At 65.4% G+C, this 22,160-nt stretch carries 23 protein-coding genes and 1 tRNA gene; 10 read left to right on the top strand and 14 right to left on the bottom strand.

Annotation, left to right across the window (positions count from 1 at the left end):
• Positions 1-18 precede the first annotated feature (18 nt).
• The 7 genes from AC1DYL_RS09455 to AC1DYL_RS09425 form a co-directional block, all read right to left on the bottom strand.
• Complete coding sequence (locus AC1DYL_RS09455) at positions 19-1,746, bottom strand: glycoside hydrolase family 9 protein (RefSeq protein WP_477172942.1); 1,728 nt, start codon at positions 1,744-1,746, stop codon at positions 19-21.
• 15 nt (positions 1,747-1,761) lie between these two features.
• The gene (locus AC1DYL_RS09450; RefSeq protein WP_477172941.1) at positions 1,762-2,748 is read right to left on the bottom strand and encodes an ABC transporter ATP-binding protein; all 987 of its coding nucleotides are present in this window, start codon (positions 2,746-2,748) and stop codon (positions 1,762-1,764) included.
• Positions 2,730-3,698 carry an ABC transporter ATP-binding protein gene (locus AC1DYL_RS09445; RefSeq protein ID WP_477172940.1) on the bottom strand — a complete coding sequence of 323 codons (969 nt, stop codon included), beginning with the start codon at positions 3,696-3,698 and terminating at the stop codon, positions 2,730-2,732. Before AC1DYL_RS09445 ends, AC1DYL_RS09450 begins: the two co-directional genes overlap by 19 nt.
• Entirely contained in the window at positions 3,691-4,713 is a 1,023-nt protein-coding gene (locus tag AC1DYL_RS09440) for an ABC transporter permease (protein WP_477172939.1), read from the bottom strand. The genes AC1DYL_RS09445 and AC1DYL_RS09440 overlap by 8 nt, the downstream gene beginning before the upstream one ends.
• Entirely contained in the window at positions 4,713-5,696 is a 984-nt protein-coding gene (locus tag AC1DYL_RS09435; RefSeq protein WP_477172938.1) for an ABC transporter permease, read from the bottom strand. Before AC1DYL_RS09435 ends, AC1DYL_RS09440 begins: the two co-directional genes overlap by 1 nt.
• Positions 5,697-5,747: 51 nt before the next feature.
• Complete coding sequence (locus tag AC1DYL_RS09430) at positions 5,748-7,424, bottom strand: ABC transporter substrate-binding protein (protein WP_477172937.1); 1,677 nt, start codon at positions 7,422-7,424, stop codon at positions 5,748-5,750.
• Positions 7,425-7,562: 138 nt separating this feature from the next.
• The gene (locus tag AC1DYL_RS09425; RefSeq protein WP_477172936.1) at positions 7,563-8,615 is read right to left on the bottom strand and encodes a LacI family DNA-binding transcriptional regulator; all 1,053 of its coding nucleotides are present in this window, start codon (positions 8,613-8,615) and stop codon (positions 7,563-7,565) included.
• 216 nt (positions 8,616-8,831) lie between these two features.
• Between AC1DYL_RS09425 and AC1DYL_RS09420 the strand changes: the two genes are divergently transcribed.
• Together AC1DYL_RS09420 and AC1DYL_RS09415 are read left to right on the top strand one after the other, a co-directional pair.
• Positions 8,832-9,407, top strand: a complete 576-nt coding sequence (locus AC1DYL_RS09420; RefSeq protein ID WP_477172935.1) for a hypothetical protein — start codon at positions 8,832-8,834, stop codon at positions 9,405-9,407.
• A 136-nt stretch (positions 9,408-9,543) separates the two neighbouring features.
• On the top strand, positions 9,544-9,933 hold the full coding sequence (locus AC1DYL_RS09415; protein WP_477148246.1) for a c-type cytochrome: 390 nt from the start codon (positions 9,544-9,546) through the stop codon (positions 9,931-9,933).
• 323 nt (positions 9,934-10,256) lie between these two features.
• On the opposite strand, the gene AC1DYL_RS09410 is transcribed toward AC1DYL_RS09415, so the two are convergent.
• From AC1DYL_RS09410 to AC1DYL_RS09395, 4 genes are all read right to left on the bottom strand, one after another.
• Positions 10,257-10,706: a hypothetical protein gene (locus AC1DYL_RS09410; RefSeq protein WP_477172934.1), complete on the bottom strand. Its 450-nt coding sequence runs from the start codon at positions 10,704-10,706 to the stop codon at positions 10,257-10,259.
• Between the two features lie 56 nt (positions 10,707-10,762).
• Positions 10,763-11,098: a DUF6678 family protein gene (locus tag AC1DYL_RS09405; RefSeq protein WP_477172933.1), complete on the bottom strand. Its 336-nt coding sequence runs from the start codon at positions 11,096-11,098 to the stop codon at positions 10,763-10,765.
• Positions 11,099-11,258: 160 nt separating this feature from the next.
• A tRNA-Ala gene (locus AC1DYL_RS09400) sits at positions 11,259-11,334 on the bottom strand.
• 53 nt (positions 11,335-11,387) lie between these two features.
• Positions 11,388-12,410, bottom strand: a complete 1,023-nt coding sequence (locus tag AC1DYL_RS09395) for an NAD-dependent epimerase/dehydratase family protein (protein ID WP_477172932.1) — start codon at positions 12,408-12,410, stop codon at positions 11,388-11,390.
• 77 nt (positions 12,411-12,487) lie between these two features.
• Here AC1DYL_RS09395 and AC1DYL_RS09390 point away from each other — a divergent pair, with 77 nt between their 5' ends.
• On the top strand, positions 12,488-13,036 hold the full coding sequence (locus AC1DYL_RS09390) for a TetR/AcrR family transcriptional regulator (RefSeq protein ID WP_477172931.1): 549 nt from the start codon (positions 12,488-12,490) through the stop codon (positions 13,034-13,036).
• An 85-nt stretch (positions 13,037-13,121) separates the two neighbouring features.
• On the opposite strand, the gene AC1DYL_RS09385 is transcribed toward AC1DYL_RS09390, so the two are convergent.
• Complete coding sequence (locus AC1DYL_RS09385; protein WP_477172930.1) at positions 13,122-14,135, bottom strand: Gfo/Idh/MocA family protein; 1,014 nt, start codon at positions 14,133-14,135, stop codon at positions 13,122-13,124.
• 238 nt (positions 14,136-14,373) lie between these two features.
• Between AC1DYL_RS09385 and AC1DYL_RS09380 the strand changes: the two genes are divergently transcribed.
• The 4 genes from AC1DYL_RS09380 (at position 14,374) to AC1DYL_RS09365 (ending at position 16,420) form a co-directional block, all read left to right on the top strand.
• The gene (locus tag AC1DYL_RS09380) at positions 14,374-14,766 is read left to right on the top strand and encodes a DUF6152 family protein (protein ID WP_477172929.1); all 393 of its coding nucleotides are present in this window, start codon (positions 14,374-14,376) and stop codon (positions 14,764-14,766) included.
• A 4-nt stretch (positions 14,767-14,770) separates the two neighbouring features.
• Complete coding sequence (locus AC1DYL_RS09375) at positions 14,771-15,241, top strand: DUF6644 family protein (protein ID WP_477148241.1); 471 nt, start codon at positions 14,771-14,773, stop codon at positions 15,239-15,241.
• Between the two features lie 39 nt (positions 15,242-15,280).
• A complete protein-coding gene (locus tag AC1DYL_RS09370; RefSeq protein ID WP_477172928.1) occupies positions 15,281-15,649 on the top strand; it encodes a glyoxalase superfamily protein in 369 nt (122 codons plus the stop codon).
• Between the two features lie 204 nt (positions 15,650-15,853).
• Positions 15,854-16,420: an acyloxyacyl hydrolase gene (locus AC1DYL_RS09365; protein WP_477148239.1), complete on the top strand. Its 567-nt coding sequence runs from the start codon at positions 15,854-15,856 to the stop codon at positions 16,418-16,420.
• A 101-nt stretch (positions 16,421-16,521) separates the two neighbouring features.
• On the opposite strand, the gene AC1DYL_RS09360 is transcribed toward AC1DYL_RS09365, so the two are convergent.
• Complete coding sequence (locus AC1DYL_RS09360; RefSeq protein WP_477172927.1) at positions 16,522-17,469, bottom strand: AraC family transcriptional regulator; 948 nt, start codon at positions 17,467-17,469, stop codon at positions 16,522-16,524.
• A gap of 78 nt (positions 17,470-17,547) precedes the next feature.
• Between AC1DYL_RS09360 and AC1DYL_RS09355 the strand changes: the two genes are divergently transcribed.
• Entirely contained in the window at positions 17,548-18,399 is an 852-nt protein-coding gene (locus tag AC1DYL_RS09355) for an NAD(P)H-binding protein (protein WP_477172926.1), read from the top strand.
• A gap of 151 nt (positions 18,400-18,550) precedes the next feature.
• Positions 18,551-19,219, top strand: a complete 669-nt coding sequence (locus AC1DYL_RS09350) for an outer membrane protein (RefSeq protein ID WP_477172925.1) — start codon at positions 18,551-18,553, stop codon at positions 19,217-19,219.
• Positions 19,220-19,360: 141 nt separating this feature from the next.
• Here AC1DYL_RS09350 and AC1DYL_RS09345 read toward each other — a convergent pair whose 3' ends face one another.
• Positions 19,361-20,554, bottom strand: coding sequence for a BaiN/RdsA family NAD(P)/FAD-dependent oxidoreductase (locus AC1DYL_RS09345; protein WP_477172924.1), 1,194 nt, complete (start codon positions 20,552-20,554; stop codon positions 19,361-19,363).
• Positions 20,555-20,969: 415 nt separating this feature from the next.
• Between AC1DYL_RS09345 and AC1DYL_RS09340 the strand changes: the two genes are divergently transcribed.
• Entirely contained in the window at positions 20,970-22,010 is a 1,041-nt protein-coding gene (locus tag AC1DYL_RS09340; RefSeq protein WP_477172923.1) for an aspartate-semialdehyde dehydrogenase, read from the top strand.
• The last annotated feature ends 150 nt before the right edge of the window (positions 22,011-22,160 follow it).

Raw genomic sequence — 22,160 nt, 5'->3', positions numbered from 1 at the left:
GGCCGGCCGCCCGAAAGCTCAATACTCCGTCATCGCCAGCAGGAACCAGGCCGCGTGGGGGAGCCATTGTTCGCTCCAGCGCCAGGACTGGAACGGGTCCTCGGTCTCGCAGAAGCCGATGTCGGTTTCGTCCGTGAGCGACGAGGTGATGCCGTTGCAGATGCCGCCGTCGGCGTTGGGGAATTTGGCGGGTCCGTAGATGGCCCAGTTGCGGCCGAAGCCCTGCAGCATGCACGAGTGATAGGGGTTGAGGCCGAGGATCCAGTCGATGGCGCGCTGCGACTGGATGCGGGCGAGTTCGGCGGTTTCGGCATCGATGTGCGGCATGGCGCGGCGGAGCGCGTAGGCGAGGCTGCCGAGGCGCGCGTTCTCGCCCTGCCACCAATAGCCGCTGTCATTGCCGTGCGGATAGAAGAACTGCGTGCCGACACCACCGTCGGAGCGCTTCACCAGCTGGCGCGGGTAGGCGAAGGGGTTGGCGACTTCGGCGGTGATGGCGGCGAGGTGTTTCACCACTTTGCCGAGGGCGGCGGAGATGCGCACTTTGTCGGCCTCGGGGGCGATGGCGAGGTAGTCGACCAACGCGGCGATCGGCAGGCCTTCGTCGGAGGCGTGGAAGAACGGGCGGGTGCCGTTATCGGCGCGCCACCAGCCGTCATAGCCATGACCGCCGGCGAGGCGATCGAGCAGGCTTGCGACGCGCTCGCCAGCTTTCACCAGGTATTCAGGCTTGCCGGTCGAGCGGCTGAGTTCGGTAGCGGCGAGCAACGCGCAGTAGTCGTCGATGATGTTCTCTTCGCCATTGTCGAGATATTCGAGGTTGTGGTCTTCCAGGTGGGCGAAGGCGCGCTCGGCGGTGGCGAGGTACTGCGCGGCGGTGAATTCGCCGTCCTGCTTCAGCCGGGCGGCACGGGCGAGGGCGGCGATGGCCATGCCGCCACCCTGGCGGTAGCCGGCTTCCCAGGTGTCGTGCTTGAGGCCCTTCTGGGTGGAGTAGGAGCAGATCTCGCGTTGCGCGGTGTCGCCCGACCAGCGGTCGAAGACGGTCATGTAAAACATGCCGACGGGATCGCACATGCGGACGAGGAAATCGGCGCCCCACAGGGCTTCGGTGCGGAAGGCGGCGTGGAGGTTGGCATCGATATGGGGGCAGACGGCGGCCTTGCTGAGAGCCCACACGACGAGAGGCGTCTGCTGCGGGTTCATGAAGTTGGCGTAGCTGAGGTGGCTCAGGTATTTCGACACGTCGCCCGAGGCGTCGTACCAGCCGCCATGCACGTCGGCGCGCGAGTTGCGCTTGTTGCCGATGAAGGCGATGGAGCGGTCGGCGCTGTCATAGGGCTCGGCGGCGCGCTGGCTCTGGAAATAGCGCAGCAGCGCTGGAGGGAAGCGCTCAGCGTAGAGGGTTTCGGCGATCTCGAAGGGCTCGGAGACGAGGCGGGCCCCGGTCGCGTCGAAGGCTTCGAGGATGAACTGACCGATGCCGGTGAACGCGGTGAACTCGGCTGTCTGCCAGCGCTGGGCCTTCCAGCTGTCGACGCCGGCAGCGTGGCTGGGCGTGGTCTCGAAGACGACATCGCCGGTTGCGGCATCGCGCAGGTGGAGCGCGGTGAACTCGGGACCTGCGCCAAGGGCGAGGACGGCGAATTTCGGCCCCGCGGCCTCGTAGCCGACCTGGTTGGTGGCGATGGCGCGGCTCGAAAAGAGCGCAGGATACTGGGCGTTGATCGCCAGGAGCTGGTTCATTTAGGGGTAATCCGGTCAGAGGTGGTGGCAGCGGGCCATGTGGCTGTCGCCGACGGTGGTGGGGCCGGGCATGACTTCGCGGCAGATGTCGGTGGCGCGCGGGCAGCGCGGGGCGAACGGGCAGCCGCGGCTTTCGGCGGTCCAGAGCGGGATATCGGCGGCGCGGCGGACGGCGGCGCCGGTGATCTTGTTTTTCGGGTTGGGCACCGCGGCGATCAGGAGCTGGGTGTAGGGGTGGCGCGGGTTGTCGGTGATCGCTTCGCTCGGGCCCTGCTCGACGAGGTGGCCGGCATACATCACCGCGGTTTCCTCGGCGAAGTAGCGGGCCGTGGCGATGTCGTGGGTGATGTAGAGAGCGGCGAGGTTCTTCTCGCGCTTCAGGTCCTCGAGCAGGTTGAGGATCCCCAAGCGGACCGAGACGTCGAGCATCGAGGTGGGCTCGTCGGCGAGGAGTACCGTGGGCTCGACCGAGAGAGCGCGGGCGATGGCGACGCGCTGGCGCTGGCCGCCGGAGAGCTCATGCGGGCGGCGCTTCAGGAACTCAGCGGCGGGGACGAGGCCAACCTGGGTGAGGAGGGCTTCGCTTTGCTCGCGGACTTCCTTTTTCGTGAGGCCAGGGCGGTGGATGCGCAGCGGGCGCTCGAGGATGTAGGCCACCGACTGGGTAGGGTTCAGCGAGCCGAACGGATCCTGGAAGATCATCTGCACTTCGGCGCGGTAATCGGTCAGTGCCTTGCCGGTGAGCTTGCCGACGTCCTCGCCGTGGAAGGCGATCTGGCCGGAGGCCGGCTCGTAAACACGGGCCAGCATGCGGGCGCAGGTGGATTTGCCGGAGCCGGATTCGCCGACCAGCGCCAGGGCGCGGCCGGGGGTGAGCTTCAGCGAGATGCCCGACAGCGCCCGCAGCGTGGTGCGCTTGCCGACGAGGCCGCCGAGCACGAAGCTCATGTCGACGTCGCGCATTTCAAGGATGGGATCGGCGCTCATGACAGGAGATGACATGCGGCTTCTCCTCCGGTGGCGGGTGTTGGGCGGAGTTCGGGGGCGAGGCGGCTGCAGACCGGGATGGCTTCGCCGCAGCGGGGCGAGAAGCGGCAGCCTTCGGGCAGGGCGCTGAGGCTGGGCGGCGAGCCAGCGATGCCATCGAGGCGGACGCGGGGCCCGGTGAGCGGCGGGAAGGAGCGGCCGAGCGCGCGAGTGTAGGGGTGCTGCGGGGCGGTGAGGATGGAGCTGGCGGGAGCCACTTCCACCAGCTCGCCGGCATACATGACACCGATGCGGTCGCAGAACTCGATCATCAGGCCGAGATCGTGGGTGATGAAGAGCACAGAGAAGCCGAAACGGGCCTTGAGCTCGCAGATCTGCTCGATGATGTCGCGCTGCACCACCACGTCGAGCGCGGTGGTCGGCTCGTCCATGATGATCAGCTTCGGCTCCAGCGCCAGTGCCATGGCGATGCAGATGCGCTGGCGCATGCCGCCGGAGAACTGGTGCGGGTAATCGTCGAGGCGGCGCGGGCTGATACCGACGAGCTCGAACAGCTCGGCGGCGCGGGCGAGGGTTTCGGCGCGGCTGGCCTTCGGGCGATGGGCGAGGATGGCGTCCTCGATCTGCTCCCTGACCTTGATCACCGGGTTGAGGGCGTTCATGGCCGACTGGAAGACAAAGCTGACCTCGCCCCAGCGATAGCGGCGGAGGCGCTGGGCGGTGAAGTTCAGCACGTCCTCGCCCATGAAGCGGACGGCGCCGCCACTGACCAGGCCGGGGAGGCGGGTGAGGCGGGCCAGCGCGAAGGCGACAGTGGACTTGCCGCAGCCGCTTTCGCCGGCGAGCCCGAAGGCCTCGCCGGGGCGGATGTCGAAGTCGATACCGTTGACAGCGCGCGACACGGTGTTGGCGCCCACGTAGTCGACGGTGAGGTTGCGGACCTCGATGAGGGGTGCGTCAGACAAAATCGGCACTCCGGTTGCGGCGCTTGAGGAAGCGGCGGATGGGGCCGATGCGGCGGGTGGCGGCGAGCTGCGGATTGGTGATCTCGTCGACGGCGAAGTTAACCATGACGAGGGCTGCGCCGGTCAGCATGATGGCAATGGCGGGCGGCCAGATCTCGTACCAGGCTCCGGTCTGGAGGGCCTGCGCGCGCATCGCCCAGTAGAGCATGGTGCCCCAGGTGACGGAGTTGGGGCTGCCCAGCCCGATGAACTCCAGCGCCGCCTCGGCAAGGATGCCGTAGATGGTGGCGAGGACGAACCCGCCGACCACGAACGAACTCATGTTGGGCAGGATCTCGCGGACGATGATCCGCCACTTCTTCTCCCCCATCAGCTCTGCCGCGAGCACGAACTCGCGGCTTTTGAGCGCGAGGGTCTGGGTGCGGATGGTGCGCGCACTCCAGCCCCAGCCGGTCAAGGCAAGGACGAGGCCGATAACGGTTGGCGACGCCTCCTCGATGAAGCTGGCGAGGACGATGATCAGCGGCAATGCGGGGAGGACGAGCGAGACGTTGACGAAGAAGGTGAGGACCTCGTCGGTCTTGCCGCCGAAATAGCCGGCAGAGATGCCGACGGCGAGGCCGATCAGGGTGGCGGAGAAGCCGGCGATGAAGCCGACGGTGAGGCTGGCGCGGCTGCCTTCGAGCAATTGGCTGAAATTGTCCTTGCCCTGGCGCGAGGTGCCGAGGAAGTGCTCGACGCCGGGCTGCACGTGCGGCTTGCCGGCGCGGCGGTAGGGATCATAGGGGGTGATGAGCGGCGCCAGCACGGCGAGGATCACGAAGATCGCGAGGATGATCAGCCCGATGAGGCCTTTCTTGTTGGTGAGGAAGAGCTGAGCCCAGCCGGGCAGCCGGGCGAGGAGGCGGGAGCGGGGGCGGACACCGAGCTCGGCCATCAGCTCGCGCTGCGTCGGGGCCGTGAGTTCGGCGCGCGGTGGGGCGGCTGGGTTGAGGGCGGGGAGGATGTCGGTCATCAGGCTCTCCCTGCCGAACGCAGTCGCGGATCGAGGATGACGTTGAGGACGTCGGAGGCGAGGTTGGCGATCAGCACGCTCATGGTCAGCAGGATCAACTGGGCCTGGATGAAGGAATAGTCGCGGGTCTGGATGGCGTTGAGGGTGAACTTGCCCAGTCCGGGGTAGTTGAACACCACCTCGGTGATGAAGGCGCCGCCCAGCACGTAGCCGATCGACAGCGCCAGCGAGGTGATCTGCGGCAGGATGGCGTTGCGCGCCACGTAGCGGTTGCGGATGCGGCGGTCGGACAGGCCCTTGGCCTTGGCTAGAATGACGAAGTCCTCGTTGAGGAGGTTGATCATGGTGTTGCGCATGCCCAGGTGCCAGGCGCCGAAGCTGACGATGACGATCGAGGCGACGGGCAGCACGGCGTGCCAGGCGACGCTGACGAAGGTCTCAAGATTGAAGCCGGGGGTGAGGTTCATCTCGTGGGCGCGGCCGAGCGGAAAGATCGCCCATTGCATGGTGAAGGCGTACCAGAGCAGCAGCGCGACGACGGCCGGGGTGAAGGCGTTGAGCATCACGTTGATGGGGGTGAAGAAGGTGTCGAAGAAGCCGCCGCGGCGCCAGGCCGACCAGATGCCCATCGTGATGCCGATGCCGAAGGAGAGCGCGGTGGCGGTGCCGACGAGGAGCAGGGTCCAGCCGGCGGCGTAGAAGAGGAGGCTCGCCGTCGGCTCGGGGAAGTTGACGGTCGAGATGCCGAAATCGAAGTGCGCGAGGCGCCAGAGATATTGCAGGTACTGGTCCCACATCGAACCCTCGAAGCCATAGGTCTTGCGGATGGCGTCGATCTGATCGGGGCGCAGCTTGCCGCGCAGTGACAGCAGGATGCGGGTCGCCGGATCGCCCGGCATCAGCCGCGGGATCAGGAAGTTGAGGGTGATCGCGACGAAGAACGCCCCGAAGTAGAACCCCAGTCTGCGGAGGAGGAAGGCCATCGCGTACCCCGAGCGTGATGGGGACGGGCGAACCCGTCCCCGAGGATCAGCTTACTTCGCCACCGGTGTCAGGCTCAGCAGAACCTTGACGCGTTCGTGGATGCCGGAGGGGTTGTTGGGACGGGCCCAGGCGTTGTCGGCGTCCGGCCAGCCGGTGAAGTTGCGGGTCGAATATTCGTACCAGGCGGGGTTGGAGAACAGGGTGATCACCGGCAGGTTCTCGGCTACCTGCTTCATCACAGAGGTGACTTTTTCCTTCTGTACGGCGACGTCGGCCGTGGCGCTGATGGCGGCGAGGTCGGCTTCGATGCCCGGGATCTTCATCTGGTGCATGGACTGCTCGTTGAGTTGCCCAGGGACCATGGTGCGCGGGTTGAACATCGAGTGATAGGTGAACCAGGGTGTCGAGCTGAGGTTCGTCCACATGATGTAGACGTCGAAATTGCCGGTCGGGATGTTGTCGAACCAGGCGCCTTCCTCGGGGGTCTCCATCTCACCGTTGATGCCGATGTCCTGGAGGTTCTCCGAGACGGTCTGCAGCGTATTCACCCAGTCGTCCCAGCCGGCCGGCACGGCCATCTTGAAGGCGATCGGCGTGCCGTCGGGATTGTCGCGCCAGCCGTCGCCGTCCTTGTCGACGAAGCCGGCGTCGTCGAGGACTTTCTTTGCCGCATCCGGGTCGTACTTCATCAGGTACTGGTAAGGCGCGAGCGCCGCGGTATCGATCCAGTCCTTGTAGAACATGCCTTCGCCGATGGGATATTCGGCGGGCGTCGTGAGCCCGAAGGTGGCGATATCGACCAGGGTGCCGCGGTCGATGGCCATCGACATGGCCTTCCTGAACTCGAGATTGTTGAACGGCGCCTCGGTGGTGTTGAGCTGCAGGTTGGTGCCGGCGTCGGGCGGCAGCCAGTAGTGGTTGTCGGGGCTCTTCGAAGCGTAGGTGATATCGGGGTCGGTGATGCCGTCGGTGGCCCAGTCGAGATCGCCATTGGTGATGGCGGCTATGACCTGGAGATTGTCCGACAGCTGCGGGTATTCGATGCAATCGATCTTCACGTCGGCCGCATCGCGGTAAAGCGGGTTCTTGCAGAGCTTGAAGGCGTTGCGCGAGAAGTCGCGCACCTCGGTGAACGGGCCCGTCGCCACCACCTTGGGGTTGGCGTAGTTAACCGGGTCGGCGACGTCCTTCCAGATGTGTTCGGGCAGCGGGAAGACCGGGCCGATATTGAGGCGGGCCAGCGAGTCGGCGGCTTTCAGCTCGAAGCGCACGGTGTGATCGTCGACCGCCACCACATCGACGATCGAGCCGGTGTCCTTTTCGGCATTGTAGATGTCGTAGCCGACGGGGAAATCGAGATGCGCCTTGGCGTAGTTGAAGGTGAAAACCACGTCGGCGGCGGTGAACGGCTCGCCGTCGGACCACTTCACGCCTTCGCGCAGGTGGTAGGTCACGCTCTTCAGGTCGTCGCCGAGTTCATATGAGGTGGCGAGAGCCGGGAAGTCGTTGTCCGGGTGCCAGACATTGTCGATCCACAGCGGCTCATAAGCGAAATCCTGGACGTAGGCGTGCGGGCCGGTGAGGTTGTAGGGGTTGTAGTTCTCGACATGCGCGTCGGTGTGGACCGGGGCGATGCGGATGATCACCTCGGCTTGTGCCCCGGTGGCGAGAGCCGTGCCGGCGAGGGCGGCGGCGGCGAGAAGGGTCAGTAAACGCAGTCGGTGCATGGCTAGTCTCTCCCTGTGAGATCGATCCCATAATCGATAGGCCAGTGTGCAGTCGAAATAGGCTCCTGAGGCGCAGTCCTAGGTTTGTCGCGAGATCGAACCGGAAAAGTCTCAGAACTTTTCCTGATCTCGCTCTGGTCAGTTGGTCGTCAGCGCCGGCGCCGCAACGCGGGACGTCGGCGAAAGGCTTGGCACCGGACCGACGCTCTGGCGCATGATCAGCTCGGTGGGAATGGTGATGACCGGATCGGCCGGCGGCTCGCCATCGAGGATGGAGAGCAGCAGACGGGTGGCGACACGGCCGGCCTCATCGACCGGCTGGCGCACGGTGGTCAGCGCCGGGGTCAGGTGGCGGGCATGGAAATTGTCGTCGAAGCCGAGCAGCGAAATGTCCTCGGGGACGCGCTTGTTGGCTCGCTTCAAGGCCAGCAGCGACCCCGCCGCGACGTCGTCGTCGCCGGCAAAGATGGCGGTGGTCTCGGGCCGTTCGGCGATCAGCCGGGCGGTGGCCTCGTGGCCGAAGGTCTCGGAGAAGCTGCCGTGCTCGACGAAGATGTCGTCGCGGGTAAGGCCGAACTCGGCGAGCGCCGCATCGATGCCGCGCAGCCGCTCGTGGGTATCGTGGTAGATCGGGCCGCCGGAGAGGTAGATGATGCGGCGGTGGCCCTCGGCGAGCAGCAGGCGCATGCCCACGAGGCCGCCGGTGAAATTATCAATGCCGACGCGAGCAAGGGCGGGCGGGCATTCGTTGCCGCCGACGCTGACCACCGGGATCCTGGAGCGGGTGAGGATCTCCAGCGCATCGTCGCGCAGGGCGTTTTCGAGGTAGAGGATCAGCCCGTCGCAGGCGCGATCGACCAGCTCGATGATGGCGCGGGCCTCCTCATCGCGGTCGGCATAGCCGGAGGCGACGATGATGCTCTTGCCCGCGTGGCGCGCCGTCTCCTGCATGCCGCCGATCATCTGGGCGTAGAACGGGCTCGACACGTTGACGACGACGCCGCCGATGATATTGGAGCGATTGGAGCGCAGGCCCCGCGCCATGGTGTTGGGGCGATAGCCGAGCTCGAGGATGGCGGCTTCGACGGCTTTCCGCGCTTCCTCGGAGACATAGCCGTTGCCCGCGATCAGCCGTGAAACGGTGGATCGGGAAACGCCGGCCTTCTTCGAGACGTCGGTAATCGTCGCCATCGGGCACTCGACATGAGATCGATCCCACATATGAGCGCGATGAGAATGATGTTGTCAACCGGATGCAGTAGCAAGGGCTGGAGGGGCGGAACTGAGGGTTGCCGCCGGTCAGGCGAGAGGCACCTGGTCGCCCGAACCTTGCCGTCGGGCCGTTCGGGTTGCATCGGGCTGCGGTTTGCTGCCTGATGCCCGCTCTACAGCCTCGGCGAGAGAGCGATGGCCAGCTTCTCGACTAGACCGCTCAATCCCGGCACCTGGCCGGATTTCGCCGCCCTGGTGGAGCGCCACAACGGCGTCTGGGGCGGCTGCTGGTGCATGGCGTTCCACGCCGAGGGCGCGGGGCATGAGGGCGCCGCACAACACCGGGCCGACAAGGAGGCGCGGGTGCAGAGTGGCGACACGCATGCCGCCTTGGTGTTCGACCGCGACATCTGTGTCGGCTGGTGCCAGTTCGGCTCGCCGGCGGAACTGCCGAGGATCAAGGCGCGCCGGGCCTATGAGGCGGAGCCGCAGACACTGCCGGACTGGCGCATAACCTGCTTTTTCGTCGACAAGGCGTATCGGAAGCGGGGCGTGGCGGCTGCGGCGCTGGCCGGCGCGTTGACCGAGATCGGCCGCCTCGGGGGCGGCACGGTGGAGAGTTTTCCGGAGGACGCGGAAGGCCGCTCGGTGTCGTCGTCGTTCCTCCACAACGGCACGTTGGGGATGTTCGAACGGGCGGGGTTTGAGCGCCGGCGACGGCTAGGGAAGGACCGGTGGCTCGTGACGGTTGAGGTGCCCAGGCAGACCTAGAAATCAAAGCGTCACGGTCGAGTGCTGCGGGCGACGCGGTCTAGGTGACGGTCCCGGGTTGCTCTATACTGCTCTGTGATGACCCGACGATCCGGGAGCTGATTTCGGTCGCGAGGCCAGTCAGGGAGGTCGTGAGATGGTTCGGACCGCGGTTGCAATTGCCGCCCTCATGATGAATGCCGGAGGCGCGTTGGCGCAGGGCGATGTGGCCCTGGGCGAGGAAATGTTCCAGTTCAGATGCGCCACCTGCCACGCGGTGGGTGAAGGCGCCAAGAACGGCCCTCCGCTCAACAACCTGATCGGGCGCCCCGCTGCCTCCGTCGAGGGTTTCAAGTACTCGGACGGCATGGTTGAGGCGGGGCAAGGCGGGGTGGTCTGGGATATCGAGACGCTTACCAAGTTCATCACCAAGCCACGCAGCGTGGTCAATGGCTCGAACATGTCCTTCACGGGGTTGCGCGACCCAGACGATGTTGCCAACGTCATCGCCTACCTCGCCACCTTCTCCTCGCCGCCCGCCCAATAGCCCGCGCAGCAGCAACGAAGCGTGGTCGCGCCACCTCACGGCCGGCCATTCGGTCATCCGCAGAAAATGGCGTGCCACCGTGAAGCGCGCTTCTGCGGTCAGCCAACGGAGTGCATTGAGGTAGATAGGGAAGATCGAAGCGGTGGAGCTGAGCGGTCTGCAGAAAGTGTCGGATTTCAACACCCTATGCTGGCTAACCGCCCCAAAGCTGATCATTGATCGTAAACGGCTTTTCGGGGTCGTTGGGCTAACTCACTGTTGCCGCTTCGAGGCCGCTTGCGCCGCCCCCGCACCCGCACCGGTACAAAGGGTGTGGGGGAGGCTTATTTGATTCCCAGTCGTCGCTTTCGAAGCCCGACAAGCTGCTGGTCGACTGAAGGCAAGTGGCCCTCAGTCATTGTTGCAACAATGATTGGCAACCAGCGGCGCAGTGCAACGGCGGCGTCCTCCAGCCTAGAAATTCGGCTACTCTGCTCCCACAGTTCGGCCTCGCTTACATTCACCTCTGGCGGATGGATGATCCAGTCGAACTCCCGCAGAGGGATCACGATCGAAGGAAAGCGGGGACTACAGAACCACACGTCCTGATAGGCCCCTTCTTGCTGAAACTGCCACTCGAAACCAAGGGCATTGCATGACACGTTCTGTTGTCGGACGTCACAGGCAAGCCAGTGCAGTTCTGGCATGGTAAGACCGACGCTGCTGAACATGTCATTTATCGCCTCCTCCAGTTTCCCACATTCCTCTTCGATCGCCGTCGCCTTGTTCCACATGCGTGGGCCCTGATTCATGATCCTTAGCGGTTAGGGAGACCCATCCACAAATGTGGTTAGGGCGCGGGGCTTTTGGCGAAGAGGAAGTCTACGGCCTGACCGGGTTGGGCGTAGCCGAATATGCGAAAACCTTGAGCGGTTTCTTCACCGGGGAGGTGGAGGGGTTCCATGACGCTGCGTATCAGCTCCCGGTGAGCTTCGTCCCTGGCGATGATGTCAACGTGGAGCAGGTCCGAATAGACTGCGTCCTGGAAGTGGTAGAACCATTCGCTGTCGGGCCCATATCGAAATCCATTCGTGGCCGTGCTGAACCACTGCGGGGCCTGCTCGAGGCCCAACATCGCAAGCCGCAACTCCCGCCATTTCGTATCGCTCATCAGCGGTTGTAGCACGGTCTCCTCCGTGGGTGTCAGTGACCTCCACAAGTGAGATTGGCACCCACAACTGATGAGAGGGTGTGGGGGTGACGGCGTCAAGAATGACCCCTGGTGGTCATGCACATCCACCCACCTAGCCAACGTAGTGCATTGAGATATATATTGAAAATCGAAGTGGTGGAGCTGAGCGGAATCGAACCGCTGGCCTCATCATTGCGAACGATGCGCTCTCCCAACTGAGCTACAGCCCCGCTTCGATGGCGCGCTTATTAGCCAATCTCGCGCCGTTGGACCAGTCCTTTTTTCAGGCGAGGAGGCGCTGGGCGATGAGGCTTTGCGCGGTGGCCACGGCGGCGTCGGGACCGGGGATGGTGGGGCGGGCCAGCAGCAGGCGGCCGCTGTTGCCGTCGACGCGCCTGATATGGCCGAGTTCGGCGGTGTTGGAGCCGATCTGCGGGTCGAACAGGCCCATCAGGCGCACCACCCAGTTGGGCAGCTCGAAGCGCGGGGCGCGGGCCGAGGCCTGGGGCAGGGCGGCGCGGAGCGCGCTGGCGAGCTCGAACAGGGTCATCTCGCGATCGGACAGGATGTGGCGCTTGCCGCCGGCGTCCGGTGCGGTCATGGCGGCGACCTGGGCGGCGGCGACGTCGCGGACGTCGACGATGGAGAAGCTCATCTTGGGCGCGGCGGGCATCGAGCCGTTGAGCAGGCGAAGCACCAGCGCGCCGGAGGTGCCGACATCCTCGTCGAGCAGCGGGCCGAGGATGGCGCCGGGGTTGATGGTGGCGAGGCGGTCGCGGGCCTTGAACTGCTCGGCGATGCGCCACGCCTCGCGTTCGGCGCGGAGCTTCGATTCGGGATAGGCGCTGACCTTGGGGCTGTCGGTGTTGGTCCAGTCGGCGGTGGTGAAAGTACGGCTGTAGTCATCGTGGCCGTAGGCGATGGCGGCGATCGAGGACGTGACGACGATGCGCTCGACGCCGGCGGTGAGCGCCGCGGTGACGGCGCGGCGGGTGCCTTCGACGGCGGGGCGGATCAGGTCGTTCTTGTCCTTGGGCATTTCGAGGACGAAGGGGGAGGCGACATGCTGCAGGTAGCGGACACCGGACATGGCCTCGGCCCAGCCCTTGTCGGAGAGCAGGTCGAGGGCGACGAACTCGAGGCGGGAGGTGTCGGCGCCGTGGGCGGCGAGGGTTTTCCTCACTTTTTCGGCCTTGTCGAGGCTGCGCACCGAGCCGCGGACGGTGTAGCCTTGCTGGAGGAGTTGCAGGGCGACGTGGCCGCCGAGGAAGCCGGAAATGCCGGTGAGCAGGACGCGGTCTGACATGGTATCTCTCCGTTGAATTGAACGATATGTACGAATATCGTTCAATTCGTTCAAGTAGTATGCGAAGGAAAATCGGCGTGGCGGAAATCGACAAGCAGGAGCAGATCCTTTCGGCGGCGCGGCGGCTCATCCTGCGCCAGGGTTTGCGCGCGACCTCGATGGAGGCGATTGCGGCCGAAGCGCGGGTCGCAAAGCCTACGCTCTACAAGTACTACGGGGACAAGAACGTGGTGTTCGAGGCGATTGTCTCGGAGCTGATGGTGGAGCTGCATGAAGGGTTCGTGCGGGCACTGCGGGGGGACGGTGACCTGGTGGCGCGGCTGAGTGCGGCGCTTTCGGCCAAGTACGGGGCGATCGACCGGTTGCTGGGGGATTCGCCGCATGCGGACGAGCTTTACGACGAGCACGAGAAGGTGCGGCCTGAGGTGCGGGCGACCGAGGACGTGATCGACGCGATGGTGGCCGAGGAGCTTGGAAAGGCGGGGGCGAAGGAGCCTGAGGCGCTGGCCCGGCTGGTGCTCGATGCGGCTTATGGGATCAAGCGGAAGGCGCGGACGGCCGGGGATATCGGGCCGGGTATACGGTTGCTGGTGGAGCGGTTGGTGGGGCCGGAGTTGCGGGGGTAGGGGGTTACACTTAGGCCGGCGCAGCCTGACCCCGACCCTGTCCCCTCCCCCGCCACGCGGGGGAGGATCATGGAGAGACCGGGTTTTAGACTTGGGCCCAGGCGCCGGTTTTTTCGCTTTTGAAGACGGCGTCGATGACCTTCATCGATTTGATGGCGTCGTCGACGCCCCAGGGGAGGGGCTTGTTGCCGAGGACGGCGTGCGCGAAGGCTTCAGCCTGCTCGGTGTACTGGTCGCAGGGGGCGATGATTTCGCGGCGGCTGAGGTGGCCATCAGGGGAGTAGCCCGGGTCGACGAGCAGCGCAGTGGCGGTGTCGGCGGGGGCGTTGAACGGGATGACCAGCTCGACGCGGCCCTTGGTGCCGAGCAGTTCGAGCGACTGGTGGTTCACGGTCTGGGTGGAGCAGACGAAGCTCGCCTGCTTGCCGCCACCGAAGTCCATGATCACCGAGGCGAGGCGGTCGGTCTTCATGACCGGATCGCGATCGACCAGCGAGACGACGCGTTGTGGCTCGGCTTCAAACAGGTAGCGAGAGCCGGTGATGGGGTAGCAGCCGATATCGTAGATGCCGCCGCCGCCGATATCGGCCTGGTTGCGGACGTTCGTGGGATCGGTGAGGTAATAGGTGAAGACACCGCGCACGGCGCGTAGTTCACCCAGCTCGCCGGAGCGGGCGATCTCGCGGGCGCGGGCCCATTGCGGGTGCCAGCGGACCATGAAGGCTTCGTAGAAGATGATGCCGGGCGGCAGCTGGCGCAGCTGCTCGGCTTCGCCGGCGTTGAGCGCGATGGGCTTTTCGCAGAGCACGTGCTTGCCGGCCCTCGCGGCGGCGAGCGTCATCGGGACGTGCAGATGGTTGGGGAGCGGATTGTAGATGGCGTCGACATTGGGATCGGCGAACAGGGCTTCGTAGCTGCCATGGGCCACTGCCTTGCCGGTGAGGCCGAGCTCGGCGATGTACTCTTCGGCCTTGGACTGGTCGCGCGAGGCGACGGCGACGACTTCGCTCGAGGGCGACTTCATGATCGCCGGCGTGACCTTCTTGAGGCCGATATTGGCGGTGGACAGGATGCCCCAGCGAACTTTCTTTTCTGCCATCGTTCCCTCCTCGAAATAGCCGGGGAGTCGTAGCGGGGTGCGATGCGCCCGTCCACTGAGACAGCGCCGCTGCACTATCGACCTTCGGTGGATGATCGGAGATGAACGGGAGATAGACGAAGGCTGAACGCGGAATTGGAGAGGATCAGGCCAAAGTGATGGTCGGGGCTCGGTGAGCGGGTTGACGCTCGGGCGTCCCGGCCTAGGGTTGAGTGGATCGACGGGAAGGAGGCCTGAGATGAGTATTGGAGGACTTTCTGTTCGTGGACTGCTGGCCGGGGTGATGCTGGCTTGCGTTCTGCCGGCGATGCCGGCCTTCGCGCATCATGGCTGGGCGTGGACCGAGGAGGCGTTCTTCGAGCTCACGGGCATCATCAAGTCGGTGTATGTCGGCAACCCGCATGCGACGATGGATGTCGACGTGGACGGCGTGGTGTGGCGGGTGGAACTGGCGCCGCCGGGTCCGACCATGGCGGCCGGGTTCACCGAGGAGACCGCGAAGCCCGGCGACGAGGTGGTGGCGCTCGGCAACCGGTCGCTCGACCCGAACGAGAAGCGGATGAAGGCGGTGCGGATCACGGTGGGCGGCAAGGCCTACGACATCTATCCGTCGCGCGTGCCGGCGAACTAGCCGGATGGAGGCGTGGCTGGAGGCGATCGAGCAACTCGCCTGGGTGCGGGTGCTGAAGAGTTCGTTCTTCGCCTATCCGATCGTCAACGCCGTGCATGTGCTGGCGGTGGGGGCGCTGGTGACCTCGGTGGCGCTGATGGATCTCAGGGTCATCGGCGTGGTGCGGAGCGTGCCCGAGGCGCCGTTCGTGCGGCTGCTGCGCCGGGTGGCGCTGGGGGCGTTCGCATTCGCGGTGGCGACCGGCGTGACGATGTTCGCGGTGCGGGCGAGGGAATATGCGGTGATGCCGCTGTTTCTCGTGAAGCTGGGGCTGATCGGGGTGGCGGGCCTGAATTTCCTGGTATTTTCGGCGATCGACCGGCGGCGGGCGACGGGTGAACCAGCGCCCATGGTGGCGCGAGTGGCGGCGGGGGCGTCGATCGGGCTGTGGGTGACGGTGGTGCTGGTGGGCCGGTTCCTCGGGTATGTGGAATAAGGGCCGCTGTTGGCGGATGAGAGAATATCGAGGGACGCCATGGGGTTGAACTATATCCGGACGGTGCCGATCCTGCGCTCGTTCGACGAGGCGAAGGCTCGGGAGTTCTACGTGGACTGGCTCGGCTTCACGGTCGACTGGGAGCACCGCTTCGAGCCGGGAATGCCGCTCTACATGCAGGTGAGCCGCGACGGGATCGTGCTGCACATCTCGGAACATCACGGGGATGGCTCGCCGGGGGGCCAGGTGCGGATCGATTGCACCGGCGTCGCGGCGCTACAGGCCGAGCTGATCGCCAAGAAGTACAAGAACAACCGACCGGGGCTGGAGCGGCCGGATTGGGGCGGGCTCGAGTGCACGGTGGTGGACCCGGTCGGCAACCGGATCATCTTTGCGGAAAGCGAGTGAGCGGGTCGCCGACATCTATGAGTGACAAGTCGTGCCTGCGGCGGGTAGTGCGACTTTGCAGTTGCAGGGCGGCCACAACCCCGATGTGGAAAGAAGACGCGGGGCCAAGAACCGGCCCGGCACACGCGGATTCTTGACCAGCACGATTGACTTGGCACGGCGCCCGTGGCGTCTTGCGGGCATCGTCAAACGGGGGCGGTTGCGATGCGTCGGCTAGTGCAGGGACTGACCATATTGCTGACGCTTGGGTGCGTCGGCACGGCCATGGCCCAGGATACTGGCTTCGGGGTCGACGAGGTCCGGGGCGGACTGTATTTCCACGGCTTCGATAAGGGCGACAATGCCTGGTTGCCGTGGATCGACTCGCAGATTCAGGATGCCAATGTCGAGTTGCTGTTCACGCCGTTCGACCTGGGCAGCTTCAATTCGTGGGGAGAGCTTCGGCCGCATGTCGGCGCCACGGTGAATTTCGCTGGCCTCGAGAGCATGGTCTATGGCGGCCTGAGCTTTACGTCGCATCTTTTCGATACGCCGCTGTTCATCGAGGGCACGTTTGGCGGCGCGGTGCACAATGGAGCATCGAGCGGCGCGGTGGCCCCGGCTCGTAACCTCGGCTGCCCCGTGCTGTTCCATGAAAGTGTCTCGGTTGGCTACGACGTTACCCCCGACCTGAGCGTGATGATCACCGCCGACCACATTTCCAATGCCGGGTTGTGCGACTTCAACCGGGGCCTCAGCAATATTGGCGTGCGCGTCGGCTGGAAGTTCTGAGGCTTGCCGGTGTCGGTGCTGCCCCCGCCTCGTGCGCGTTAAGCCACTACCCGACGGCCCACCTACTCGTCCTTACATTCGCAGCCCTGGCCCCAGCGGCGTCAGCCCGCCTGCCGGCGTCGGTGCTGGCCAGGTGCAACGCCGCGCACGCGTTTGAACGCCTTGGCGAAGGCGAACTCGTTGTCATAGCCGACCCGATGGGCGACGAGACCGATGCGTTCGCCGCGCGACAGCAGGTCGGCGGCAAGGCTCATGCGCCAGCGGGTGACATAGCTGAGTGGCGGTTCGCCGACGGCGCTATTGAACCGGCGGGCGAAGGCGGCGCGCGAGAGGCCGGAACGCCGGGCAAGGCTGTCGACTGTCCACGGGTGCGCCGGATCGTCGTGTACCGCCCAGACGGCAGGGCCGACGACGGGATCCTGCAAGGCGCCGAACCAGCTATGGGCGCTGTGGGTGGCCTGCGTCGCGATCCAGTCGCGGAGGCCGTAGACGAAGAGCAGGTCGACCAGCCTATCGATCAGCAGGGCCGAACCGGAGCCGGCGGCCTCGGCCTCGGCGGCAAGCAGACCGATGGCCGCGGCGAGCGGGCTTTGCGGCTCGGGACGGACGTGCAGCAGCTGCGGCAGGCCGCGCAGCAGCGGGTTCATGCCATCGGCGGAAAAGGAATAGGAGCCGCAGAGCACGACGCTTGGTGCGCCTGAGCCGCCGGTGGGGAGGGTGGTGCGCTCGCCTGGAGCAAGAGGCCTGACGCGATCGTGGAACTCGACGCCATGCCCATCCGCGGTGTCGCTCAGCACGTGGCCGGCACCGTGCGGGAAGATCACCATGTCTCCGGTGTCGAGCGCCACGGTCGCCGAGCCATCGTCGAGCCGGGCGTAGCAACGGCCGGCGGTAACCACGTGGAAGCCGGCGAGCTGGCCGAGCGCCTTGCCGAAATGGAGTCCCCACGGCGCACCGAGCTCGAGCCGCGAGGAGAGGGCGCTGCCCAGGTGTACCGCTTCGAGCACTTCGGTGAGGACATCAAAGCGAGAATCGAGACGTTCGAACATAAAGCGGAGCGTTTCATGCATTCATTCGAGCGTCAACCGATCCTATCTCCCGACTGCTGACAACAACAGGAGCATAGAATGATCGGATCGGTGCTGGTTTTGGGGGCGACGGGAAAGAGCGGGCGGCGGCTAGTGCCGGAGCTCGCGGCGCGCGGCGTGAGCGTACGGGCGGCGAGCCGCACGCCGGGCGAGGGGGTGGTGTTCGACTGGCAGCGGCCGGAGACGTTCGCGCCGGCGCTGGCGGGTATGGAGGCAGTCTATCTGGTGACGCCGAACGGTATCGAGGATCCGAGCGGGCTGGTGGCAGAGTTGCTGGCCGAGGCGAAGGCCGCGGGGGTGCGGCGCGTGGTGGCGGTGTCGTCGATGGGGGTGGAGTTTCCGGGCGAGCCGACTGGGTCGGGGCGGTTGAAGGTCGAGCGACTGGTCAAGACCTCAGGGCTCGAATGGACGGTGCTGCGGCCGGGCGGGTTCGACCAGAACTTTTCGGAGGATTTCCTGCTGCCGGGGATCATGCAGCGGGACATGCTGGCGACCGCGACCGGCGACGGACGGGTGGGGTTTGTCGATGCAGGTGACATCGCGGCGGTGGCGGCAGCGGCGCTGACCGAGGGTGGGCACGCCGGGGAGACCTATGCGATCACCGGGCCGGAGGCGCTGAGCTTCGCCGAGGCGGCAGCGATCATCGGCGAGGCCGCGGGGCGTCCGATCGGGCACCGGCCGATTGCGCCGGAGGAACTGACGGGCATTCTCGGCGGCGCAGGCGTGCCGGCCGACTACGCGGCGATGGTGGTGCGCGACCAGGTGGGAATCCGCGACGGACATGGGGCACGGCTGACCGACGTGGTGGAGCGGGTCACCGGGCGGCCGGCAGTGGGATTCCGCGACTACGCGACGGGAGCGAAGGGGGCTTGGGTTCGGGTGGGGGTGTAGGGGTCTCGATCCCAACAAGACTGGATAAAGCCCGTGCGTTATTGTCTGGAACAAGAACTTATTGAATCTACTGATGTATCTGTTTGCGCCGCGGCCTCAAGACGATAGGCTGCGGGCGATTTCTACAGACGCTGATACTTTGGGGGCTTAATTGAACAAGATTGTTTTGGTTGGCGCGATTGCGTTGCTGGCGCTGCCGACTGGCGCTCATGCGGCGGATCTGATTGTGGAGACGCCGGCCGCGTCGGTAGTTGAGGCGGCAGCCGTGGACTGGTCGGGCGTTTATATCGGCGTGCATGGCGGCGTGGGCTCGGGCGAACTGACTCCGGAAGGAGCTCCTTTCGTCAATGACCTCGACGGCTGGCTGGCCGGCGCGCAGGCAGGTTACAATGCGCAGTTCGGCAACTTTGTGCTCGGTGTCGAGGGCGACGTCTCCTGGTCGACCCTCAACTGGGAACAGAACGCCCCTCCGTTCTTCGAGTCGGACTATACTCTCGAATGGCTGGCCACGCTGCGTGGCCGCGCCGGTTTCGCGTTCGAGAGCGTGCTGCTCTACGGCACCGCGGGTTTGGCTGCCGGCGGCGCGCGCTACGACGTTGCCTCCATTGCGCCACCGATCGACCAGGTCGTGTCCGAGACGCATGTGGGCTGGGTGGCCGGCGTTGGCCTCGAAGCAATGGTTGCCGAGGGCGTGTCGGTGAAGGCCGAGTACCTCTACCGCGATCTCGGAGCGGCGACCTACGCGTTCAACGGCTTCCCGCCGTTCGACCAGTCGCTCACCGCCAGCACGGTCACGGTGGGCGTGAACTTCCACTTCTGAGGGGCTCGCTGGCGGCGTTTCGAGGCCCTGGCAAGTCCAGGGCCTTTTGTTTGCGAGGAGTGTGAGGCCGGTGGCTGTGGGCCCCCACCCCTGTCCCCTCCCCGCAAGGGGGAGGGAGACGCTCTCACTAGTTGCGGTGCTTTACGCGACTTGTCCGGCGGCCCAGCCGCTGGCCCAGGCCCACTGGAAGTTGTAGCCGCCGAGCCAGCCGGTGACGTCGACGGCTTCGCCGATGAAGTAGAGGTTGGGGACGGTGCGGGCCTGCATCGTCGTCGAGTCGAGGCCGTCGGTGTCGATGCCGCCCAGGGTGACTTCAGCGGTGCGATAGCCTTCGGAGCCGGTGGGCTTGATGGTCCAGCGGCGGAGCGAGTCCTCGATCTTTGCGAACGACTTGTCGCTCATGTCGCCCATCATGGTGGTGATGCCGATCTCTTCGGCGAGCATCTGGGCGAGGCGCTTGGCGAGGTGCTGCGACAGCACGGTCTGCAGCTGCAGTTTGGGGCTGTTGCTGCGGGCTTCGCGGAGGATTTCGTCGAGGCCGCCGTTGGGGAACAGGTCGATGACGATGGCATCGCCTTCGCGCCAGTAGCTGGAGATTTGCAGGATCGCCGGGCCGGAAAGGCCACGATGGGTGAAGAGCATGGCTTCGTCGAAGCTCTTCTTTCTCACCGAGATGCGGGTGGGATCGACGGCGATGCCGCTAAGGGGAGCGAGGCGCTCGAGGATGCGGGGCTCGAAGGTCAATGGGACGAGGGCAGGGCGGGTTTCGGTGACCTTCAGTCCGAACTGGGTGGCGAGCTGGTAGGCGAGGCCGCTGGCGCCCATCTTGGGGATCGACTTGCCGCCGGTGGCGACGACCAGCGATTTGCCGATCAGCGTTTCCTCGGCGGTCATCACGGTGAAGGTGCCGTCGGCGTGGGTGACGCTTTCGATCTCGGTGTCGAGCAGCAGGGTGCCCTGGGCCTTCTTCAGTTCGCTGACGAGCAGGTTGATGATCTGCTGGCTGGAGCCATCACAGAACAGCTGTCCCAGGGTCTTCTCGTGGAACGGGATGGCGTACTGGTCGACCAGCGCGATGAAGTGTTCCGGCGTGTAGCGGGAGAGGGCCGAGAAGGCGTAGCGCGGGTTGTTCGAGAGGAACCTGTCGCGGCCGGCTTTCACCGTGGCGTTGATGTTGGTGAAGTTGCAGCGGCCGCCGCCGGAGATGCGGATCTTCTCGCCAGGGCTCTTGGCGTGGTCGACCACCAGAACCTTGCGGCCGCGCTTGCCGGCTTCGATGCCGGCCATGAGTCCGGCGGCGCCGGCGCCGAGGATGATGGTGTCGTAGGTTTGCATGGGGTGGGAAATACACGGAGTTCTGCGGCACGCATAGGGCGGCGGATGCCTGAGAGCCTGGCCGCCTCCTCCACCGCCTCCGGCGGTCCCCTTCCCCGCCGCGCGGGGGAGGATCCGCTGTGGCTCCTTCAGGTGATAGGCGATGTCCTATAGGTGATTGACTATTTGCGATTTCGGCGTAGAAACCCGGGGCCGGACAAGAGGATCGGGTTGCGGGATGCGCAAGACCCACCACATCACTGTGACGAAAGCGGAGGCCGTGGGTCTTCGCCGTTTCGTCATGGCGGCGACAAAAACCACCAAAACCCCCTGAGCCGATCCCCGGGCAACTCCCGCCGGGGAGCGGCCGGATGCCATGTGCCGCGGACCGAACAAGGTCCAGCGCGGGGGAATGAAGGCAAAGAGGAAGTTTCAAATGGGTTATCGCGTCGCCGTCGTCGGGGCCACAGGCAATGTGGGCCGGGAAATGCTCAACATCCTCGCCGAGCGGAAGTTTCCCGCGTCCGAGGTGATCGCGCTCGCTTCGTCGCGTTCGCAGGGCCAGGAAATCAGCTTCGGCGACAAGCGGCTGAAGGTGCAGAACCTCGAGAATTTCGACTTCAAGGGCGTGGATTTTGCGCTGATGAGCGCCGGCTCGGCGATCGCCAAGGAGTATGGCGAGAAGATCGGCGCGACCGGCTGCATCGTCGTCGATAACTCGAGCTTCTGGCGCTACCACGGCGACGTGCCGCTGATCGTGCCGGAGGTCAACGCGCATGTGCTCGACGAGTACATGGCGCGGAACGACCGCAAGAACATCATCGCCAACCCGAACTGCTCGACGGCGCAACTGGTGGTGGCGCTGAAGCCGCTGCACGATTTCGCGACGATCAAGCGCGTGGTGGTTGCGACCTACCAGTCCGTCTCCGGCGCCGGCAAGGAAGGCGTCGACGAGTTGTGGGACCAGACCAAGAGCGTGTTCGTCAACAACAAGCTCGAGCCGCGCAAGTTCACCAAGCAGATCGCCTTCAACGTCATCCCGCACATCGATGTGTTCATGGAGGACGGCTACACGAAGGAAGAGTGGAAGATGGTGGCCGAGACCAAGAAGATCCTCGACCCCAAGATCAAGCTGACCGCCACTTGCGTGCGCGTGCCGGTGTTCGTCGGCCACTCCGAGGCGGTCAACCTCGAGTTCGTGAATCCGATCTCGGCCGATGAGGCACGCGATATCCTGCGCGAAGCGCCGGGCATCTCGGTGATCGACAAGCGCGAGGCCGGTGGCTACTCGACGCCGGTGGAAGCGGCGGGTGAGTACGACACGTTCGTTTCGCGCATCCGCGAGGATGTGACGGTGGAGAACGGGCTGAGCATCTGGGTGGTGAGCGACAACCTGCGCAAGGGCGCGGCGCTCAACACGGTGCAGATCCTCGAGACGCTGATCGAGCGGCGGTTGGTGACGGCTAAGGCGGCTTAGGGTTCGACCCTTCGGAGACTGCCTTCTCCCCTTGTGGGAGAAGGTGCACGACAGGGCGGATGAGGGTTCTCCGCCCGGACTGTCGCTCATCGCTTTCGCTCGGATCGCGCAGCCTTGGGCTGCGGGATCCCTCATCCGGCCTTCGGCCAC

The organism is Devosia sp. P1_H9 (assembly GCF_056405135.1).
This window is presented reverse-complemented; position numbering and strand designations above follow the sequence as displayed.

Bases quoted from the DNA above. Each gene is read 5' to 3' on its own strand.
- AC1DYL_RS09420 (WP_477172935.1), top strand. From the start codon at position 8,832: ATGGCCAGCTTCTCGACTAGACCGCTCAATCCCGGCACCTGGCCGGAT.
- AC1DYL_RS09440 (WP_477172939.1), bottom strand. From the start codon at position 4,713: ATGACCGACATCCTCCCCGCCCTCAACCCAGCCGCCCCACCGCGCGCC.
- AC1DYL_RS09345 (WP_477172924.1), bottom strand. From the start codon at position 20,554: ATGCAAACCTACGACACCATCATCCTCGGCGCCGGCGCCGCCGGACTC.
- AC1DYL_RS09450 (WP_477172941.1), bottom strand. From the start codon at position 2,748: ATGTCATCTCCTGTCATGAGCGCCGATCCCATCCTTGAAATGCGCGAC.
- AC1DYL_RS09365 (WP_477148239.1), top strand. From the start codon at position 15,854: ATGCGTCGGCTAGTGCAGGGACTGACCATATTGCTGACGCTTGGGTGC.
- AC1DYL_RS09455 (WP_477172942.1), bottom strand. From the start codon at position 1,746: ATGAACCAGCTCCTGGCGATCAACGCCCAGTATCCTGCGCTCTTTTCG.
- AC1DYL_RS09370 (WP_477172928.1), top strand. From the start codon at position 15,281: ATGGGGTTGAACTATATCCGGACGGTGCCGATCCTGCGCTCGTTCGAC.
- AC1DYL_RS09340 (WP_477172923.1), top strand. From the start codon at position 20,970: ATGGGTTATCGCGTCGCCGTCGTCGGGGCCACAGGCAATGTGGGCCGG.
- AC1DYL_RS09375 (WP_477148241.1), top strand. From the start codon at position 14,771: ATGGAGGCGTGGCTGGAGGCGATCGAGCAACTCGCCTGGGTGCGGGTG.
- AC1DYL_RS09425 (WP_477172936.1), bottom strand. From the start codon at position 8,615: ATGGCGACGATTACCGACGTCTCGAAGAAGGCCGGCGTTTCCCGATCC.
- AC1DYL_RS09355 (WP_477172926.1), top strand. From the start codon at position 17,548: ATGATCGGATCGGTGCTGGTTTTGGGGGCGACGGGAAAGAGCGGGCGG.
- AC1DYL_RS09395 (WP_477172932.1), bottom strand. From the start codon at position 12,410: ATGTCAGACCGCGTCCTGCTCACCGGCATTTCCGGCTTCCTCGGCGGC.
- AC1DYL_RS09410 (WP_477172934.1), bottom strand. From the start codon at position 10,706: ATGTGGAACAAGGCGACGGCGATCGAAGAGGAATGTGGGAAACTGGAG.
- AC1DYL_RS09360 (WP_477172927.1), bottom strand. From the start codon at position 17,469: ATGTTCGAACGTCTCGATTCTCGCTTTGATGTCCTCACCGAAGTGCTC.
- AC1DYL_RS09435 (WP_477172938.1), bottom strand. From the start codon at position 5,696: ATGGCCTTCCTCCTCCGCAGACTGGGGTTCTACTTCGGGGCGTTCTTC.
- AC1DYL_RS09380 (WP_477172929.1), top strand. From the start codon at position 14,374: ATGAGTATTGGAGGACTTTCTGTTCGTGGACTGCTGGCCGGGGTGATG.
- AC1DYL_RS09385 (WP_477172930.1), bottom strand. From the start codon at position 14,135: ATGGCAGAAAAGAAAGTTCGCTGGGGCATCCTGTCCACCGCCAATATC.
- AC1DYL_RS09430 (WP_477172937.1), bottom strand. From the start codon at position 7,424: ATGCACCGACTGCGTTTACTGACCCTTCTCGCCGCCGCCGCCCTCGCC.
- AC1DYL_RS09415 (WP_477148246.1), top strand. From the start codon at position 9,544: ATGGTTCGGACCGCGGTTGCAATTGCCGCCCTCATGATGAATGCCGGA.